19 protein-coding genes and 1 pseudogene are annotated in these 18,503 nt (G+C 66.8%); 14 read left to right on the top strand and 6 right to left on the bottom strand.

From position 1 onward, the window contains the following. The first annotated feature begins 548 nt into the window (after positions 1-548). On the top strand, positions 549-1,397 hold the full coding sequence (locus ACZ68L_RS44820; RefSeq protein ID WP_469590236.1) for a hypothetical protein: 849 nt from the start codon (positions 549-551) through the stop codon (positions 1,395-1,397). A 5-nt stretch (positions 1,398-1,402) separates the two neighbouring features. Here the strand turns inward: ACZ68L_RS44820 and ACZ68L_RS44815 are convergent, their stop codons facing one another. Both ACZ68L_RS44815 and ACZ68L_RS44810 read right to left on the bottom strand, forming a co-directional pair. Further along, positions 1,403-2,119 carry a hypothetical protein gene (locus tag ACZ68L_RS44815; RefSeq protein WP_469590234.1) on the bottom strand — a complete coding sequence of 239 codons (717 nt, stop codon included), beginning with the start codon at positions 2,117-2,119 and terminating at the stop codon, positions 1,403-1,405. A gap of 325 nt (positions 2,120-2,444) precedes the next feature. Continuing rightward, positions 2,445-3,833, bottom strand: a complete 1,389-nt coding sequence (locus tag ACZ68L_RS44810) for an IS1380 family transposase (RefSeq protein WP_469590231.1) — start codon at positions 3,831-3,833, stop codon at positions 2,445-2,447. 148 nt (positions 3,834-3,981) lie between these two features. On the opposite strand from ACZ68L_RS44810, the gene ACZ68L_RS44805 reads away from it, so the two are divergent. The 10 genes from ACZ68L_RS44805 to ACZ68L_RS44760 all read left to right on the top strand — a co-directional run bounded on the left by ACZ68L_RS44805 (position 3,982) and on the right by ACZ68L_RS44760 (position 13,302). Beyond that, the gene (locus ACZ68L_RS44805) at positions 3,982-4,770 is read left to right on the top strand and encodes a hypothetical protein (protein WP_469590228.1); all 789 of its coding nucleotides are present in this window, start codon (positions 3,982-3,984) and stop codon (positions 4,768-4,770) included. 64 nt (positions 4,771-4,834) lie between these two features. After that, positions 4,835-5,335: a hypothetical protein gene (locus tag ACZ68L_RS44800; protein ID WP_469590226.1), complete on the top strand. Its 501-nt coding sequence runs from the start codon at positions 4,835-4,837 to the stop codon at positions 5,333-5,335. Positions 5,336-5,833: 498 nt separating this feature from the next. Beyond that, a complete protein-coding gene (ltrA, locus tag ACZ68L_RS44795; RefSeq protein WP_469590223.1) occupies positions 5,834-7,327 on the top strand; it encodes a group II intron reverse transcriptase/maturase in 1,494 nt (497 codons plus the stop codon). Positions 7,328-7,378: 51 nt separating this feature from the next. Next, positions 7,379-8,158, top strand: coding sequence for a tyrosine-type recombinase/integrase (locus tag ACZ68L_RS44790; RefSeq protein WP_469590220.1), 780 nt, complete (start codon positions 7,379-7,381; stop codon positions 8,156-8,158). Next, the gene (locus ACZ68L_RS44785) at positions 8,158-8,499 is read left to right on the top strand and encodes a helix-turn-helix domain-containing protein (RefSeq protein WP_469590218.1); all 342 of its coding nucleotides are present in this window, start codon (positions 8,158-8,160) and stop codon (positions 8,497-8,499) included. The genes ACZ68L_RS44790 and ACZ68L_RS44785 overlap by 1 nt, the downstream gene beginning before the upstream one ends. A gap of 464 nt (positions 8,500-8,963) precedes the next feature. After that, positions 8,964-10,925 (top strand): site-specific integrase, encoded by a 1,962-nt coding sequence (locus ACZ68L_RS44780; protein WP_469590215.1) that lies wholly within the window; start codon positions 8,964-8,966, stop codon positions 10,923-10,925. Then, the gene (locus ACZ68L_RS44775) at positions 10,822-11,376 is read left to right on the top strand and encodes a nucleotidyltransferase domain-containing protein (protein WP_469590213.1); all 555 of its coding nucleotides are present in this window, start codon (positions 10,822-10,824) and stop codon (positions 11,374-11,376) included. Before ACZ68L_RS44780 ends, ACZ68L_RS44775 begins: the two co-directional genes overlap by 104 nt. A gap of 280 nt (positions 11,377-11,656) precedes the next feature. Beyond that, positions 11,657-11,986 (top strand): transposase, encoded by a 330-nt coding sequence (locus ACZ68L_RS44770; protein WP_469590210.1) that lies wholly within the window; start codon positions 11,657-11,659, stop codon positions 11,984-11,986. Next, on the top strand, positions 11,983-12,414 hold the full coding sequence (locus ACZ68L_RS44765; RefSeq protein WP_469590208.1) for a DUF6262 family protein: 432 nt from the start codon (positions 11,983-11,985) through the stop codon (positions 12,412-12,414). The genes ACZ68L_RS44770 and ACZ68L_RS44765 overlap by 4 nt, the downstream gene beginning before the upstream one ends. A 64-nt stretch (positions 12,415-12,478) precedes the next feature. Beyond that, positions 12,479-13,302 (top strand): IS5 family transposase gene (locus ACZ68L_RS44760; RefSeq protein WP_469590205.1). Its coding sequence is split into 2 segments (ribosomal slippage): positions 12,479-12,818 and positions 12,818-13,302, totalling 825 coding nucleotides; the frame shifts between segments, so codons are not numbered across the junction. Here ACZ68L_RS44760 and ACZ68L_RS44755 read toward each other — a convergent pair. Together ACZ68L_RS44755 and ACZ68L_RS44750 are read right to left on the bottom strand one after the other, a co-directional pair. Beyond that, the gene (locus tag ACZ68L_RS44755; protein ID WP_469590202.1) at positions 13,296-13,604 is read right to left on the bottom strand and encodes a hypothetical protein; all 309 of its coding nucleotides are present in this window, start codon (positions 13,602-13,604) and stop codon (positions 13,296-13,298) included. The genes ACZ68L_RS44760 and ACZ68L_RS44755 overlap by 7 nt on opposite strands. 104 nt (positions 13,605-13,708) lie before the next feature. Then, positions 13,709-16,780, bottom strand: a complete 3,072-nt coding sequence (locus ACZ68L_RS44750) for a Z1 domain-containing protein (protein ID WP_469590200.1) — start codon at positions 16,778-16,780, stop codon at positions 13,709-13,711. A gap of 123 nt (positions 16,781-16,903) precedes the next feature. On the opposite strand from ACZ68L_RS44750, the gene ACZ68L_RS44745 reads away from it, so the two are divergent. Further along, complete coding sequence (locus ACZ68L_RS44745; RefSeq protein ID WP_469590197.1) at positions 16,904-17,059, top strand: hypothetical protein; 156 nt, start codon at positions 16,904-16,906, stop codon at positions 17,057-17,059. Between the two features lie 153 nt (positions 17,060-17,212). Here the strand turns inward: ACZ68L_RS44745 and ACZ68L_RS44740 are convergent, their stop codons facing one another. Then, positions 17,213-17,362, bottom strand: a complete 150-nt coding sequence (locus tag ACZ68L_RS44740) for a hypothetical protein (RefSeq protein ID WP_469590194.1) — start codon at positions 17,360-17,362, stop codon at positions 17,213-17,215. 86 nt (positions 17,363-17,448) lie between these two features. Here ACZ68L_RS44740 and ACZ68L_RS44735 point away from each other — a divergent pair, with 86 nt between their 5' ends. Together ACZ68L_RS44735 and ACZ68L_RS44730 are read left to right on the top strand one after the other, a co-directional pair. Next, a complete protein-coding gene (locus tag ACZ68L_RS44735) occupies positions 17,449-17,757 on the top strand; it encodes a transposase (protein ID WP_033329589.1) in 309 nt (102 codons plus the stop codon). Beyond that, on the top strand, positions 17,754-18,404 hold the full coding sequence (locus tag ACZ68L_RS44730; protein ID WP_469590190.1) for an IS3 family transposase: 651 nt from the start codon (positions 17,754-17,756) through the stop codon (positions 18,402-18,404). The genes ACZ68L_RS44735 and ACZ68L_RS44730 overlap by 4 nt, the downstream gene beginning before the upstream one ends. Here ACZ68L_RS44730 and ACZ68L_RS44725 read toward each other — a convergent pair. Then, a pseudogene (locus tag ACZ68L_RS44725) lies at positions 18,352-18,503 on the bottom strand (IS30 family transposase); the annotation flags it as partial. The gene ACZ68L_RS44730 and the pseudogene ACZ68L_RS44725 overlap by 53 nt on opposite strands.

Raw genomic sequence — 18,503 nt, 5'->3', positions numbered from 1 at the left:
GCCCGTTGCGTTGAGAGACGCACGGCGGGTTCGGCGAGAGGTCCGGAGAAACGGACCGGGAGCAATCCCGGCACCGCGCTCCGGGCCTACTCAGCGAGCGATGTCGAACAGGGCCTCATCGGGCCCCGGTGACGCGTGGCCCGCGCAGCTCACATGACGCGCGCACCTCCTGCTGGTGAGAGCCGGCGAGATCTTTTACGGAATGTGTGCCAGAACCGACTCACGACAGCAGTTGTGCACGACTGCGGGAGGCACCTGCCGCGCCCTGTACCCGCGCGACACCGACGACCAAGCCGTGCTACGCGCTCGTGCACCATCGCCTGGATCTGCTTCTCCTGCTCGAGCGTCCAGCCCGGCTCCGGCGTGCCGGGGACCGGCCGGACGTGCTCGGGGGCGCGCACCCACACCCGGTACTCAGCCGCCTGGACGTCGCCGTCCGACTGGGGAAGAGTCAGTGTTCCACCCCTGCGCTATTCCCCTCTTCGTTGACGGCAGCCGGTTGTAGGTTGCTGCTCTCAACGAAGCCCAACACTTGCGAGGTAGCGCTGATGGTGGACAGCACCAGCTCGATGAACTCGACCGAGTACGAGCAGCTGACAAAGGCTCTTGTTGAGCGGATCGCCGAGCGGGCGCCGGTGACCACGACTCGGCTTGAGCACAACGTTGTTCTGCCGGGACGTGCCTCAGCGCACCAGATCGATGTCCTGTGGGAGTTCACTGTCGAGTCCGGACATAGTCATCGGGTTGTCTTTGAGTGCCGACGCAAGAATCGCTCGCTGGAGCAGAACGACGCACTTGCGTTCAAGGGCGTGGTGGAGGAGGTCGGCTATGGAGCGATCCCGACGACTGGGGTCATGGTCCATGTGACTGGGTTCCAACGAGGCTCTCGAAAAATCGCCGAAACTTACGGCCTGATCATCCTGGAGATGCGTACTCCGACGGACAAGGATGTCGAGGGTCGGCTGATGAAGATCCGCATCTCAGCGACGGGCCGCGTCCCAGTGGTCAAGGATTGGCATGTTGATCCCTCGGAGTTGCTCTCGGACGCCCTGAATGCACCCGTGTTGAATCATGCCCTTGAGATCGAGGAGCCGAGCGGACGTCGAGTGAGCGTGCTGGATCTCCTCCAAGAGAACGAGATCGCGCCTATGACGGCGCCGCTCACCCCGATGCATCGCGTGACGCGCCAGTACGATCCGCCGGTCGTCCTGATGGTTGATGGCCAGCCGGCGGCGAAGGTACGTTCCATCTCCGCAACCGTCGGTGAGGTACTCGCCGACCCGTTTGATCTCACCGTCGGCGGCCGGGAGCGGCTCGCTTGGATGATGAAGGACGTGTTGGGCGGGGACCGTGCCTGGTTCACCAATGACGGAAAGATGCACCTCACTGAGTCGTAGATCGGTCATTCACTCAGGGCCTCGAGGTATTCCGCCCAGCTGTTCTGCGCGTACTGAGCCCACGCATAGGCGGTGTGTGGGTGGAGACCGAAGAGGTCGCTGACCACGATCGGAGGGAGGTCGGTGATCGCTTCCATCATGGCCGTGTTGCGGGCGCTGATGCCCGGCAAGTCGTGCTGCTTCATGTAGTTGTTCACGGTGCCGGCGCTTCGGGGGCGGCTTGGTGGCCGGCCCGGGAAGAGGAAGCCCAGTGTCCCACTGTGTGAGCGCTGGAGGACGGAGGTGCGGCAGTCGGGACTCGCGATCTGCCGTTCGATGAGGACGGCGAGCCTAGGTGGGAGGAGCACAGGGTGCTGCTTGATCGTGAGGTAGGCGTCGTCGCCGTCCCGGTGGAAGCGGTCGGTCGTGAGCTCGACGATTCGTGTAGTGGGTAGGGCATAGAGGCTGGTCAGGGAGCCGATGATGCGGGCTTCCAGAGGAAGGCTGTCGTCGTTGAGGCAACGACGAAGTTGTCGGTCAAGTTCGTCGCTGCCCATGAATCGCGAGGGCAGCCCGGCCTGCATCGTCGGGATGGTGACCTTGCTGGTCAGATGGCGTTTGACGACCCAGCGAACGAATGGCTTGAGGTCCCGGCGCCGGGTGGGGTTCGTCGTCAGCCAGAGGTCGAGGTCTTCCTGACTGAGGTCGGAAAGTGTGATCGCGTTGGCGTCGAGCCAGGCCATGAACCTGACCGCGGCCCGGATGCTTCGTCGGTCGGAAGAGGCTGAGCCGTGGGTGTAGCGGCCTTTGTCCGCCCGGCGTCGGGCGGCGCGCAGGACGCCCCATTCAGCGAATGGGCGAACGATGTGGGCGTGGTGTGAGGGCAGGCCCGCGAGTGTGTTCTTGAGCCCGGATCCACCGGCTTGATTGTGGTGTGATCGGTTCGGGGTCGTGCAGGGCGTGTCGGGGTTGAGTTGCGGATTCGGGCGTGGGGTGGCTGCTGGTCTGCCCAGCCTTTCCACTTTTCCGCAGGTCTCGGGCCCTTTCGGGCAGGTCGGTCAGGGAGTGTCAGAGGGCTGGTGGCGCGTGGACGGTGCTGAAGAGCTGAGTGAAGTCCGTGCTCCAGGGCCAGCGTTCGGGCAGGTGCAGGGTGAGGTGGCGGGCCGAGCGGGCCAGGCGGGCGGGCACGTTGATCAGGTGGTCACGGATGGTGGCGGTGGTCGCTCTGGCATGGAACGTGCCGGCCAGTGCGCCGGCGGCGCGGGTCAGGTTGTGTGCCAGGGCTGCCAGGGCGAGCCAGGCGGCATTGGCCTGGAAATGCCCGGAGGGCGCGTGGGAGAAGGCACTGTTCTTGATATCCGCGATCACCTGCTCGACGAGAGCGTGCCGTCGGTGATCACGCTCGGCATCGTTCAAGGAGAGCGGGGAGTCGGTGAACGCGGCGTGGTAGCGCCAGGTGTCGAACAGCGTGCCCTGTCCGGCGGGGACGGCTTCAGCGCTCAGGCGTTTGACGCGGCGCACGATCAGACGGGCGGTGACCTGCTTCTTCTTCGGCTTGGACGTGAAGGCGGTGTAGCCGGTCTCGGCTATCTCGGCGTCGGAGATCCAGCACTGGCCCTCCTCGTCCCAGACCGCCTTGGGGTACTTGATCGGCGTCCAGGCGTCCTCGTCGATGCGGGCGATGGCGGCCTTGACGGAAGCGTTCATCCGCACGGTGATGGAGAACCGCGCGCCCAGCGCCCGGCAGGAGTTGACGACATCGGCGCCGTAGAACGCGGAGTCCGCCCGCATCACCAGCAGGCCACTCGCGCCGCAGGCGCGAGCAGTGCGGATGGTCTCGGCGACGAACGCTGCCGCCCCGCGCGCGGAGTTCGAGGGTCCCTTGCGCAGCCTGGTGGCGGCGATCACTGGGGCGGCCAGGGGTGTGGAGACGATGCCGAGCAGCGCGTTCAGGCCCTTGACCTTGCGGTATCCGTAACCGGCGCCCTGCTTGGCGTAGCCGTAGGTGCGGCGGATGGTGTCATCGATGTCCACGTAGGCGACCTGGTCCGCGCCGGGCAGCAGCGGGGCGTGACGGGCCAGTTCGGGAAGGAACCGGCGGGCCACAGCGTGCAGTTGCTTCACATGCCCGTGCGTGAAGGAACGCAGAAACGACCCCAGCGTGGACGGGGCCCGTACACCGGAGAACAGGCGGCCCATCGCGCCGTGTCGTAGCCGGTGCATGTCATCGATGCTGTCGGCGCCCGCGACCATGCCGCCCACCAGCGACATCACTTTCGCCGCGGGGAAGGCACCGGTGCCGTCCTGCGAGGCCGGCAGACGAATGTACTTCCCGACCAGTGCGGGCAGACCGCACCGCTCGGCCAACCGCACCACCGGTTCCAGTCCGCCGTACGCGATCAGGTTCGGGTCGTCGAACGCGGATGAGACCGCCGCTGCGGAATGGGAAGATTGCATCTCGGAAGTGCCTTGCTGATCGTGCCTGATGTGGTCCTAGAGAAACCCCATCATCGCAGGTCACAAGGCACTTCTTCGTTCCCCGCGAAACTGTCCACAGACATCAAGCCGGTGGATCCAGGTTGAGCCAGAGCTGTATTCGGGCGAAGTGTTCTGGCCGTTTGGGCAGGACGCCCGCTGCGACGAGAAGTTCTCGGACGTAACCCCGGACGAGCCCGAGGACACCGAGGTCGGCAAGGACCTGCCCGACGCGGTGATGCGTCAGCTGTGCGACCACCTCGATGAGCTGGAGCAGCTCATCAGCCGCGAAGTCCGCGTGGGCACCGAACTGCTGATGGACACCGGCCGGCGCCCCGAGGAGATCCGTGACCTGCCCCTCGACTGCCTGGGGCAGGATCCCGACGGCTCCTTGGTCTTGGTCTACGACAACCACAAGTCCTACCGGATGGGCCGACGGCTGCCGATCGGCAAGGCCACCGCGGGCGTCATCACCACCCAACAGCAGCGGGTACGTGAGACGTTCCCCGACACTCCCGCCGGGGAGCTGAAGCTGCTGCCCAGCATGCGCGCCAACCCGCACGGCACGAAGGCGATCCACTCGATCGGCGAAGGCCACCGCACCTGGGTCGACGCGCTGCCCGACTTCCTGGTTGCCACCACCGTGGAGGAGAACGGTCAGGCGGTCACCCGGATGCTGCCCTTCGACAAGAGCCGGATCTTCCCCTACGCCTACCGGCACAGCTACGCCCAGCGGCACGCGGATGCCGGCGTGGCCCCGGATGTCCTCAAGGAGCTGATGGACCACTCCGATCTCAAGACCACCCAGAATTACTACCGGAACCCTCAGGAATTGCATCAGACGGGCGAGAAATTGCAGGTCACGAGGTCAGGGCAGGGTCCGACGAGGACTCTACTCCCCTGCAACTTGGCGGCTTGAGCTGGGAGTTTGGTGATCAGATCCCATCTGATGCAGGATTTGCCCTCTGAAGGGGAGGGTGAAAGTGGGTCTACAGCGACGCGCCGACCTGGCGGGGGCAGCTCACCTGGAACTGGTCTCCGGGGTGGCCCAGCTGCGTCCGCAGGACGCGATGGTAGAAGCCATGGTGCGGGGCTGGCGTGCCCAACAAGCCGCTCGCGGGCTCCGTGAGGACACGGTCACCGCCCGGGAACGGCTCGTACGGCGGTTTCTGGAGCACACCAACGAATACCCGTGGGCCTGGACGCCCGGCCACGTGGACGAGTGGTCACTGTGGCTGACCAGCGAGAAGCACCTCGCGCCGTCCACGATCCGCAGCTATCAGGGCAGCCTGCGCCTGTTCAGCGAGTTCTTGATCGACGGCCGCTACGGCTGGTCGGTGGCCTGCGAGGACACCTTCGGCACTCACCCCGTGGCCATCTGCCACGAGTGGAAGTGCGCCACGAGGCGCTGTTTGTCCGGATGGAGGTGGAATACCCCATCGGTTCGCCGTCGTAGCGGCGGGCTGAAGCTGGAGGCAGCCTGAACCGGGGATCGCCGGTGAGGGTGGGAGCAGCCTCGACAAAGTCGCGTCGGCCCGGCACTGCCGGATGGGCCGGGCGCGGTGAGCGAGACGAGAAGGTATACGCGAGGAACCGGTGTTGTTACGCCTCTTGACGTGGAACCAGCTCAAATCCGGCGGATATGGGCTGGGTGGCGGTGCGCACCCGCTCTCTACGAGCGGGGAACTCTTTGCCTGGGTCTTTTCAGTCTGGGGCAGGAGGCCGCGGTGAAGGACTACGGCGTAGTCGCGGCGATGCCGCAGGGGCAGAGCCGGGTGCCTAACTCGTCGACCGGACAGCAGTGAACGTGGGAACCGTCCGCGTACGTTCCCCGGCCCCCTCTCAGCCAGAGGGACGGGTGTGGGGATAAGCGCGATGCCTACTGAAGGCGCGGGCGGGGCGGAGCCGCCGTAGTACTCCGAGGCCGGGAGAGCCGGCCGCTTGGGGAAGGGCGGCAGCATGTCAAGCAGGGAGGGAAAGCAATGTCCGAAGAAGCGTCGGTGAATACCGGCGCCGTGGTGTGGCCGGATCCCGATTCGGCAGCACTTGCGGTACGGAGGATGCAGACCAAGCTGCATCACTGGGCGGGGGCTGATGCCTCCCGCCGTTTCAGTGACCTGTACAACCTCGTCTACGACCCGGCGTTTCTGGTCCACGCGTGGGAGCGCGTCGCCTCCAACGCCGGAGCGCGGACCCCAGGGATTGACCGGGCCACTGTGGCCCGAATTGAGACCTGGGTCGGGGTGGAGGAGTTCCTGGGCCATATTCGCGATGCACTGAAGTCCGGCCATTTCCGGCCGGTGGAAGTGCGACAGGTGATGATCCCGAAGGGGAACAGCGGGAAGCTCAGAAAGTTGGGCATCCCCACCGTTGCGCATCGCGTGGTCCAGGCGACCCTCAAAGCAGTGCTCGAACCCATCTTTGAGTCGGACTTCAAGCCGTGCTCGTATGGGTTTCGCCCCAACCGGCGCGCGCACGACGCTATTGCCGAGATCCATTACTGGGCGTCCAAACCGAGGAACTACCAATGGGCGCTGGAGGCCGACATCGAAGCCTGTTTCGATCAAATTTCGCATACGGCTTTGATGGACCGGCTCCGCGTGAGGATCAACGACAAGCGGGTGGGCGCTTTGGTCAAGGCGTTCCTGAAGTCTGGGGTCATGACGGCCTCGGGCGATCGGGAAGAGACGCTGACGGGAACCCCTCAAGGCGCGATTCTCTCGCCGTTGCTGGCGAACATCGCCCTGACGGTGCTGGACGAGCATTTCGACCAGCAGTGGCAGGAGGAAATGGGAAGCCAGTGGCAGCGCACCAAACGCAGACGCAACGGCCAAGGGCTGTGGAAGCTCGTCCGTTTCGCGGACGACTTCGTGCTCATGGTGGCTGGTGAACGCCGCCATGCCGAGGCCCTGCGGGAGGAAGTGGCAGCCGTGCTGGCCCCGATGGGGCTGCGACTGTCGCCGGAGAAGACCCGTGTGGTCCATATCGACGAGGGCTTCGATTTTCTCGGCTTTCACATCCGCAGGAAGCGGAAGCGGGGAACACAGAAGCACTTCGTCTACACCATGCCGTCCAGGAAGGCCGTGCAATCGGTCAAGGACAAGGTGAAGGCGAAGACGTACAGGTCGACCCGTCACATGGAGCTGGATGAGCTGCTCGTCAGCCTCAACCGGCAGCTGCGCGGGTGGGCGAACTATTTCCGGCATGCGGCGTCGAAGAGCGCGTTCAACGCGATCGACTCCCTGGCCTGGGGACGGATCATGCGATGGATCCGCCATAAATACAGGCAAGGGCGCCGTGGACTGGGAATGAACGAGCTGCGCCGTCGCTTCTGTGATCGCGGCTGGCGATTCGCCCACAACGGGGTGGTGTTCACCGGCGCATCCAGCGTCTCGGTGGTCCGTTACCGCTATCGCGGCAACACGATTCCCACCCCGTGGCCCCTGAGACCGGCAGCCCTCGTCACCGAGGACTGACCAGTGGGCAAGACATGTGGAGCGCCCGATGCATGGAGACATGCACGTCGGGTGCGGGAAGGCGGCCCAGGGAGACGGGCCGGTGGTAACACCGGCACCGCGCCCTGGGCCGACCTCACCACCATCGCCCACCTCAACGACTACGAGGGGCGTCCCGAGGCGAGGCCGTTCACCCGCGAGGAGATCCAACGCTTCCTCGACTACGCCGACGACCAGGTCGACCGGGCGGTACGGGCCAAGCGCAAGGGAGCCCTCGCTGCCTACCGCGATGCCACCCTCTTCAAGGTCATCTATGGGTGGGGTCTGCGCCGGACGGAGACATCGAAGCTGGATGTGGTCGACTTCGGGCGGAACGCGAAGGCGCCGCAGTTCGGCCGGTACGGCACCCTCAACGTCCGCTACGGCAAAGCGAAGAAGGGGCAGCCGCCGCGCCGTCGGAACGTGCTGTCGGTGATGGACTGGGCGGTGGACGCGGTCGCCGATTACGTGGAGAACGTACGGCCGCGGTTCGGCTGCGAGGATCACCCCGCCTTGTGGGTGACCGAGCGGGGCGGCCGGGTCAAGCCGGCCGAGATCAACGCCCGGTTCGTCGCCTACCGCGACGCGCTGAAGCTCCCGAAGGCGCTGACCGTCCACTCCGCTCGCCACTCCTACGTCACCCACCTCACGGAGGACGGGGTTGACCGCCGGTTTCTCCAGCAGCAAGTCGGTCACGAGAATGACAGCTCCACCGCTGTCTACACCCACGTCAGCGACGACTTCATGAACACCATGCTCCACAGGGCACTTGCGCCCGCGCTCGCCCCGTTCCCCGCAAACAAGGACCGCTGATGGCCGCGAAGCTCGACTACCACTGGCACTTGCGCAAGGTCATGGCCGACCGAGGGCTCTTCTCCACCACCGACCTCATCCCGCTACTGGACAAACGGGGCATCACCCTGTCGTCCAGCCAGGTCTACCGGCTCGTCGTCGAGCGCCCCGAGCGGCTCAGCCTGAAGATCCTCATGGCCCTGCTCGACATCCTCAACTGCACCATGGACGACCTCATCGAGCCGACCGCCGCGGCGGGTGCCGGAACCGCTACCCGAACAAAGAAGGCTGTCGGTGCCGAGGCAGGCATCGGTGACCTGCGACCCAAGCGAGCCCGCATCCGCGGTTTCGAGCGGCCGTGACCGCACCCGGGCAACCGGAGCGGGCCGTCTCCGACCCGATCGGGCTCATTACGGACCTGGTCGCGGCCATCGAACATCAGCTGGAGCCGGACCGGATCCGTGCCGTGGTCGCCAGCGTCGCGGGCGGACGCTCGAAGTCACGCCTGCTCGCGGCACATCTCACTGAGCATCCTCGCGTGCTGAATGACGGTCGCTCGCCGGCGCCCAGGGCCGTCGGCGACCTGCTCATCGCCCTACGTGGGGCCGGGGCCCAGACGGTCTCGCCGCCGTGTTGCGCCGAATGCGGCAGGCGGATACGAACGCTTCAGCGCCGCGGCCAGGACTGGTACTGCTGGAACTGCGGGCGGCCACAGCCCGAGCCATGTGCTGCCTGCGGAAGCACCCGCCGGGTCGCTTCACGCGACCGGACCGGGCGGCCACGATGCGGTAAGTGCCCGGACGACGACGGACGCGACCCCATCGCAGTGATCGACGCCCTGATCGCTGAACTGGATCCGCATGCCGAACGGGAGACGGTCTCCGACGCGGTCCGTCGATCGGCACCTCGTCCCTCCTACCAGCGGAAACTTGCCTGGGCCCTGGAATCCCACCCAGCGCTGCTGACCGGCGACGGTCACCTCGCACCCCACCGCGCGATCCTCAAGCTGATCAACCTGCTGCACGAGGCCGGCATCGCCGGGATCGTCCGGCCGTCCTGCCCCGGCTGCCACAGAGTCGTACGCATCGACAAGCCTCTGGACGGAAAGCGGGTCTGCCGCATGTGCATCTCCCACTCCCGCATCGAGGAGTGCTCGGGATGCGGAGCCCGCCGAGAGCCCGCCACCCGCGACGACCAAGGCCGGCCAGTGTGTCCGAACTGCCTGGTCAGCGACCCGGCGAACCTGGAGACCTGTATCAACTGCGGCCGACGAAGGGTCGTGAACACCCGCACACCGGACGGCCCGCTCTGCCAAAGCTGCCCCTCCTTACCCACCGCGACTTGCAGTATCTGCGACGCGGAGAAACCCTGCGGCACCTCCCGGACTACGGGCCAGCCATGGTGCCTGGACTGCCAGCGCCATTCCGCGCCGTGCTCAGCCTGCGGCGGCGTCGCGTCGGTCGTCTCCGGCACTCTCGACCAGCCCCTTTGCCTGGGCTGCACCGCGCCTGAGGTTTGGCACACCTGCCCCACCTGCAGCGAGCCCGATTACCCGCACCCCGGTCAGTGCGCTCGTTGTCTCATCAATCGGCGCCTCAACGAGCTTCTGGGCCCTCCGTCTGATGCCCTCCATCCCGGTCTCGAAGCCCTGCGGAACAACATTGCCACCACCGAGCACCCACTCACCGCCAAGCGGTGGCTGAACAAGCCGTCCGTGTCTCCGGTCCTGGCCGACCTCGCGGCCGGCAGACGAGCCCTGAGTCACGAGGCCCTCGACGAGCTGCCCGACAGCGCGCCCCTCGCCCACCTCCGCCAAGTCCTCGTCGGCGTCGGTGCTCTGCCCGAGCGGGACGAGTACATGGTCCGCCTCGAACGTTTCCTCAGCGGCCTTCTCGCATCGCAGCAAGACCCCGAACAGCGCAAAGTCCTTCACCAGTACGCGATATGGCACCTGGTCCGTCGACTACGCCGACGCAGCAACGGCCGCCCCCTGACCCCGCAGCAGTTCGCGTCCGCGCGTCAACGCACCTACGCGGCCGTCGCCTTCCTTAGCTGGCTTCAGGCTCACGGCCTCGCCCTGGATACCTGCCGACAGGCCGACCTCGACCAGTGGCTCACCGACGACTCAGCGACCTACCGCCACACGGCCGGGCACTTCGTCCGCTGGGCTCGCACTAACAAACTCACCACCGTCCACGTCCCCGCTGTCCGCTGGAACGGCCCCACCCAGCCACTCGACGACGAACACCGCTGGAACGTCGCACGCCGACTCCTGCACGACGACAACCTCAATCCCGAAGACCGCCTCGCAGGACTACTTCTCCTCCTTTACGCCCAAGGGCCGTCGGCGATCCACCGGTTGACCACCAAGGACGTCGAGGTCAGCGTCCACGAAGTACGTCTCCACCTCGGCGACGCCCCCGTCCAGTTGCCCGAGCCCGTCGCCCACCTCGCCCGCACCGTCACGGCGAACCGCAAGGGCCACGCGACCATCGGTGCCCTGACACCGTCTCGATGGCTCTTCCCCGGCGGACAGCCCGGACGGCCGATCAGCACCACACAGCTGACACAGCGGCTGAACCGGCTCGGCATCCGACCCAACCAGGCCCGCAGCACCGCGCTCTTCCAACTCGCCACCGAGATCCCCGCCGCGATCCTCGCCCGCACCCTGGGCATCCACACCGATGTCGCCGTCGCCTGGCAGCGACTTTCCGCCGGCGACTGGGCCAACTACGCGGCGGAAGTCAGCTACCGCTACTCACCCGGAAGACAACACGATGCACCGTGACAACCAGCCAGCGAGTAAGCCACCCGGGATCTCACCGGAACGGGCTGCCGAAACGAAAGAGATCATCGACCGCGTCACGCGGTGGGCCGCAGGCCGCCACGACGTCGTCGGTCTCCTACTTGTCGGATCGTGCGCTCGCAATGCCGCACGGCCTGACTCCGACATCGACCTCGTCCTTCTCACGACTGACGAGTCCCAGTACTTCGACAACGCATGGGCCGTCGAGCTCGCCCTCGGCCAACTGGTCAGAACCCAGTCGTGGGGACCGATCAGCGAACGACGCTTTGCCACAGCGTCAGGGCTGGAGGTCGAAATGAACATCGGGTCTCCCGACTGGGCACAGACGAACCCGGTGGATCCTGGCACACGCCGAGTCATCACCGACGGCGCCCGTCCCCTGCACGACCCAGACACTGTCCTTGCGTCTCTGATCCGAGCCTGCCAATCGTGACGACCCCAGCGGCGAACGGCCGACTCAAGGGGCATTCGGGCAGTTCCAATACCCGACGTCACCATTAGTCAGCCAGGAGCGGCGTCGCGACGCCGTGGACCGCGTGGTCGCCCTGCAGTTCGACCGCAACGGCACCCGCGTGTGGCGCAAGGCCTAGTCGCTGCTGGACTCCGAGCACGTACGGCGGGCGATCGGGGAAGTCAGTGTCCCCTACGGCGTCTGCCAGGAGCCCTCGAACGTCGCGGCCGGCGGCCAGAGCTGCCCGATCCGGTTTCGCTGCGTGGGCTGCGACCACTTCCGTACCGACGTCTCCTACCTGCCCGACCTCCAGGCGTACCTGGCTGACCTGCTGCGCAGCCGGGAGCGGCTGATGTCGGCGTTCGCCGCCGATGACTGGGCGCGCAGCGAGGCGATGCCCTCTGAGGAGGAGATCCGCCGGGTGCGCCGGCTGATCGAGCGGGTCAAATCTGATCTCGGTGACCTCACTGCCGAGGAACAGGCGCAGATTGGCGAGGCCGTCGCCGTTGTACGCCGCAGCCGGAGCGTGATGCTCGGCATGCCCCGCATCGGCCAGCCCCTGCCCGACGTCCTCACCACGAGGTCCGCATGAGCACCGCCATGGCCGACGGCCGCCGCGCTGACGGCGAACGCCGCCGTCAGCGCGTAAAGAGCGCCATCCAGCATGCGACCCGTACCGGCACGGCGATCAGCGTGAGCGACATCGCCCGGCAGGCCGGCGTCGACCGCACCTTCCTCTACCGCCATCGCGACCTGCTCGCCCTCATCCACGCTGCAGAACTCCAGCCCTTCGCATCGGACCCCGCGGCCGGGCCGCCGGTCAGCCTGGCCTCCCTCCAGGCCGACCTGGCCAACGCGCACGCCCGCAACACCCGGCTTGTCACCCAGACCCGGCGCCTGGAACGACGGCTCTCCGAGCTGATGGGCAAGCAGGCGTGGCGGGAATCTGGACTCGGCGCCCCCGCCGACCAGGAAGAACTGCAGCGTCAGGGACTGAGGGGACATCCCCGGCTTTACTGATCGTTTCAAAATGAGTTGAGCCCAAGGTCTTGCGCCTGGTGATCTTGATCGGCAGTCTGTGCGGGTGCGTGCTGATCTTGTTCCAGATGACCTCTGGGAGCGCCTGGCTCCGCTGCTGCCGCCCGTCCCCGAGCGTCGTCATCGATACCCCGGACGTCTCCGCGTGCCGGACCGGGTGGCGCTCGCGGGTGTGATCTACGTGCTGCGGACCGGTGTCGCCTGGCGGGATGTTCCGGCCGAGACTGTGGGCTGCTCCGGAGTAACGGCGTGGCGTCGGCTGCGGGACTGGACCGAGGCCGGCGTGTGGCCCCGCCTGCACGCCGTCCTGCTGGCCGAGCTGCGGCGAGCGGACCTGCTTGACCTGGACGACTGCGCCATCGACGGCTCACATGTCCGGGCCCTCAAGGGGGGGATCACGTCGGCCCCTCGCCTGTCGACCGCGCTCGCCCTGGCTCCAAGCACCATGTGATCGTCGACCGCCACGGCACGCCGCTGGCCGTCACTCTCACCGGCGGAAACCGTCACGACGTCACCCAGTTGCTGCCGCTACTGGACGCAGTCCCACCGATCCGGGGCCTGCGGGGACGCCCGCGTCGCAAGCCCCAACGCCTGTACGCAGACCGGGGTTACGACTACGACAAGTACCGCCGCCTGCTGTGGAAGCGCGGCATCAAGCCGATGATTGCGCGACGCGGCGTCGCCCACGGTTCTGGGTTGGGCAAGGTGCGTTGGGTGGTCGAGTGCGCCTTCGCCTGGCTGCACCAGTTCAAACGGCTCCGCATCCGCTACGAGCGACGCGCGGACCTTCATCAGGGCCTCCTCGAATTGGCCTGCAGCGTGATCTGCCTGCGAAGACTCCAGCAGAATTGTCGCTCGCCGGGTCAGTAGCGGAGGCGTGCCTCAGACCCGTCGATGCGCAGCGTGCAGTTCCTGAAGACCTGCAGCAAAGATTGCTCGCCGCCGACCGGGGCCAGCGTGAGCTCCAAGTCCCGCAATGGCTTCACCACCGCGACGGTGCGAGAGCCATCTGGGTCCGGGCCTCGGAGGGCCGCCCATGCTTCGAACGAGGCCCTCACCCTCTCCCAGCCTGGCCCCGGAGTGAAGCGCGCCAGGATGAACGGCTGGTCACAGCCGTACTCGCTGAGCTCACCGAGCAAGACGTTCCCCTGCAAGAGCTGCCACTGCGTCACGACTCGCCCCCGTTCTCAACCACCCAGTCGAAGTCGCATCTTCGCAGTACACAACTGTCTGGCCAAGGACGTCATTCTGAAACGATCAGTTAATGCCGGTCGCATCAAGGGCTGCGTACGGACCGGAAGCGAAGCAACGGGCCCTCCTCCTTCTTCAGGGTGTAGATGCCGACCCCCATGACGATCTGCGACGGGTCCGCCTCACCCTCCTTGACGAAGCCGTCCTCCCCTTCGTGAATGGGGTACAGGAGCACCGCCCCCAAGAGCAAAAGCGCCCCGTCGGCCCGGCCCACCGCGGCCTCGACCGCGGACTCGTGCGATGGGTACGTGATCCTGCCGAAGCCCTCCCCCCTGCTGGCCCGACGCGCTCGGCGGAAGAGGGGCAGCGATTCAAAACCGAGAACCGATGCCGTGGGTCCGTCACCAGCGAGTTGCGGCACGACCAGCAGCCACTGGCCCCCGGGCTCCCGTCCCAGCTTCTCCAGGTAGGGGAGGTGCGGGCGCAGCCGCGGCCCGGTGCCCTCCAGCTCGGAGAGGACCTGCATCAGGTGGGCGTGCGGGACCAGGCCGGTGCGGGCGCGGAGGGAGGTGGATCGGCCGCTGAGCACGCGGGGCTCCGTCAGAACGTCCAGCAGTGGCCGCCACTGCCGGACGTTGCGGGCTTTCGCCGCCGCATCCACGGGGTGGGCGAGCGGCTCGATCCACCGGCCGGGCGAGCGGATCTCGACCAGTTTGGCGTTGAAGAGGGCGTTCCGTCGCTGCTCCGGGGCCATCGCACCCAGGTGCTGCGCGAGCAGCGCGGGTACTTGAGCGGGCGTGAGCTGTGGCCTGCCATCGACTTCGACGGCGTAGCGCGCCAGATCCTCCTGGAACGAGAGCTGGTCGCGGAAGATCGCCGCGAAGGCGTCGAAAAGGCTCCCACCAGCATCGTCCGGAACCCGTGCGAAGTAGAGCCGCATCAGGTCCCGGTAACCGATACGGAAGCCGGCCCAGCGTCCCATGCCAGCCAGAGCCACCACGCTATCGGTGCGGGGCCCTTGGTAGGTGACGGTCAGACCCTCGGCGGTGCCGCCGTGGGAGAGTCGTGAGCCGCAGACGATGATCTTCCAGATGTGCCGCCGCGCGAAGTCCAATTCGTACCCGTCGTGTTCGCCGTGTGTGGATCCGCTCTCGATCACGACGGCATTGCCGTCGGAGTCGATCCGCGACCACGCGGCAACGACGTACGGTGCGAGCTCGTCGAAGGACTCGGGAACGGGCAGCCCGTCGGCCCGTTCGCAGGAAACGGGCTCGACGTCCCTTTCGTACAGCTCGCGGAGCCGTCCCAGACCGTCGGCACGGTCGTAGGAACCCTCGTACCAGAGGCGGCGCAAGCGCGCCGCCTGTTCCCGCTTCCGAATGATGCGATCCGAAGAGTGAACGATCATGGTGTGGTGGCGATAGTCAGTTGGTGCTTTGCCCCCGCCCCGCGCGGCCCGGTACAGCTTCACCGCGCCGGTCAGCACGAACATGTCCATCGCCTGTCGTTCGCCCTGGTCATCGTCCTTGTCACGGAGCATGAGGTTGCGGACGTGCGCCTTCTCCGGGGAGTTGGCGAAGGTCCGCCGCTCGTCGGGGACATCCGAGTCGATGTCGTGGAAGTCCTCCACACCCACGTAGCCGGCAGGGCGCGGCAGGGAGATGATGAAGTCCCTCGGGAACAGGTCCTCTGAGGCTGCCGGGTCCATGAGGGTGCCGACGAAGGGTGACGTGGCGTAGGCGACGTACTGTGCCCTGGGCAAGAGGCCCAGCAGTTCCGCCATGACGGCCTGGACGGACGTGAGGCCCGCCTTCCCTGTTCCGGTCGCCTTCCTGTGGGTGTTCACGGCGGCCGGATCCCACTCCGTGCCGTCGTCGATGATCAGCGTGGGAATCTCCGCCAGTGGTGGGCGGATGCTCTGCAGGTCCTTGACCAGCTTGGACAGGATGGTCTTGTTCTTCTTCACGACCATGAGCCGTACGGACGTGGCGTGCAGGTTCTCGGGAGCGTTCAGCGGCATCTGCGGCATCCGCTTCTCGAACTCGAGCGCGCCGAGGCATTGGCGCAGGCCGGCGTAGTCGTTGTCACGCGTCGTCAGACGGACGATGTCGAACCCGCCCTCTGAGGATGGGCGTCGGCCGTGCCGCAGGAACCCGTCCGCCTTGAACCAGTCGGGATCGTCCACGTACTCGGAGTCCTCGGACTCGCCCGCGCCGCGCAGGATGTTCTCCCGCCCCACCAGATCGCGGTCAAGGGTCCGCTGCAGCTGGTACCGCATGGCGTTGCTCGGTCCCGTCAACACGATGACGAGTCGGTAGCCCGCGTCGACCGCCTTGGCCACGGTGCCGGTGATGTGGGCGCTCGCGCCGGACTGCACGGGCGTGATCACCAAACCCTTGGCCTGGTAGGCCTCCGCCGCGCTCGGGTTGGCCAGCTTCTCCACCACTTGGTCCGTCGCCTCCTCCAGGGTGGCCACCCTGGAGGACTGCCACCCCCGCCGGGCCAGGAGGTCGGCGTACGCGGGCCAGTACCGTCCCCGGTCGGACCGCGTCTCAGGGTTGTACCACGGGGCAAACGGCGACTGGATCACCACGGGCCTGTGGCCGTCCCGAAGCCCGGCCTCGGCGAGGAGCTTCCCGATGCGTCGCGCCAGCTGATCGCGCTCTTGCTCGACCCGGGCCAGCTCCTGCTCGCGCTGGTGCAGCCGGTGGCGCAGGGAGTCCAGCTCGGTCGCGCTGCCGCCCGTGTCCGCGGCGGCCCGGCTGTCCTCCAGCTCGCGCAGGCGCTCCTCCAGTTCGCGCCTGTTGCGCTCGAGGAGCCGGATGCGGCTCGACGGATCCATGCGGCTCTCTTCGTCCTTGCGGAACAGCGCCCACACTCGGGCGGTCTCCTCCTCGGACAGCGGCGACCGAGGAGGCTGGTCCGCGTCGTGAAGGAGGTTCTTCACGAAGTCCTCCTGCGCGGGCCGCTTACCACTGAGCGTGCGGCTTACCGAGCTGGCGGCGCGCGCTTCTTTGTCCGCGTACGTCCGCAGGGGCATCTCGAGCCTCTGGAACAGCTCGCGCAGGGCAAGGGCGAGTTCCCGGCGCTCCGGGCCCGCATCCGGATGGAGCGGGCCGAGGGCGCTGGCCCCACTTCGGCGTCTACTGGTCGTCACTGCCCCAGTGTCGGCCACCACTTGGACCTGTCGGAGTGTTGCGCACGAATTGGCAACGCGTTGCGCACCATTGGCAACTGTTGCGCGCTGCGCACCACCCTCCGCACACCCCAAGCTCACAGCATGACCCAGAAGACTCCCGAAGCTCCCCAGCGCAAGACTTCCCGCCTCCGCCGCACCGCCGCGGTCGTGATCCTCGGCTTCATCGGCGGAATCGCCACAAGCCTGGGCCGCATCGCAGGAGCGGAGCTGCCTGACTGGCTCCAGCTGCTGTTCTAACAGCGCAGCGACCAGGTGACGACTGATCAGTGGCCAGCTAGGAGTCAAAGTCACACAACCCCTGTGACGACGCAGCCTGGTTGGCAAGATCTGCGGTCGGATGGAGCTGGTCAGAGGATTGTGACGCCTTGCAGTTGGCAAGAGTGGCGCAGGTTAGTTGGCAACCTTCGGTGACGGAGCGTCATGTCTCTGTCCGAGGATCTCGGCGGCGTAGTCCGGTAAGAGGTTGTGGAGGTAGGTGTAGAAGGGTTGATGGTCCGGATTGCGCCCCTGGAGTTGGTGGATGACTCCAGCGTCGACCATGGCGACTCCCTCGACAGTGAGGTTCCCCCGAGATGCGGAGTGTGTTGACAGAGGGTCAGATGGTTCTCATGAGAGGAACATCGACTATGGCCGCCCCCAGAAAGTACTCGCTGGAGTTGCGTGAGCGTGCGGTACGGATGTACCGGACCTCCGACCCGAAGCCGCAGATCAAGAAGCTCGCCGTCGACCTCGGCGTGCATCCGGAGGCCTTGCGCGGCTGGATCCGGCAGGCCGAGGCCGATGCCGGCGAGCGCGACGACCGGCTCACCACGGACGAACGCGCCGAGCTGGTCGCGCTGCGCAAGGAGAACGCCCAGCTCAAGCGGGCGAACGACGTGCTGCGGACGGCCTCGGCGTTTTTCGCGGCGCAACTCGACCCGACCCGGCCCAGGTGACCGCGCTCCTCGACGAGCATCCCCGCCTGGGAGTCGAGTGCGTGCTTCGGGAACTCCACATCGCCGCCTCCACCTACTACCGCTGGCGCCGCGCCGAGCGCGAGCCGTGCGAGCGCAAGCGCCGCGACGCCGGACTGACCGAGCGGATCAAGGAGATCCACGCGGAGTCCGGCGGCAGTTACGGCTCGCCGCGCGTGCACGCCGTCCTCAAGCGCGAAGGCACGCGCGTGGGCCGCAAGCGGGTCGAGCGGCTGATGCGCGAGGCCGCCATCGCGGGCGTCAGCCCACGGCGGAAGGGCTTCACGCGCCGCGATCCCAAGGCCACGCTCGCCCCGGACCTGGTCAACCGAGACTTCACCGCACCGACGCCGAACCGGTTGTGGGTCACCGACCTGACAATGATCTCCACCGGCGAGGGACCGTTGTGGCTCTCGGCGATCCGGGACGCCTTCTCCCGCCGGGTGGTCGCGTGGGAGACCTCTGCCCGCGCGGACGCCGACCTGGTCCTGACCACGCTGGAGTACGCGCTCGCATCCCGTGAGGTCGAGCCCGGCAAGCTCATCCATCACGCCGACCACGGCTGTCAGCCCGGACTCAATCGGTCGTCGCAACACCAGCTTCTTGAGTCAAGAGTAGGTGTTCGTTGAGGGATTCGGCGGGTGTCTTCCATCCGAGGGTTTTCCGGGGCCGACTGTTGAGTGCGAGTGCAACGGCCTCGAGGTCGTCTGCCTGCCATCGGGACAGGT

It is taken from the genome of Streptomyces sp. NPDC104309 (genome assembly GCF_055584025.1).
Note: the sequence above shows the minus strand (reverse complement) of the source record. Positions and strands in the feature narration are given on the sequence as shown.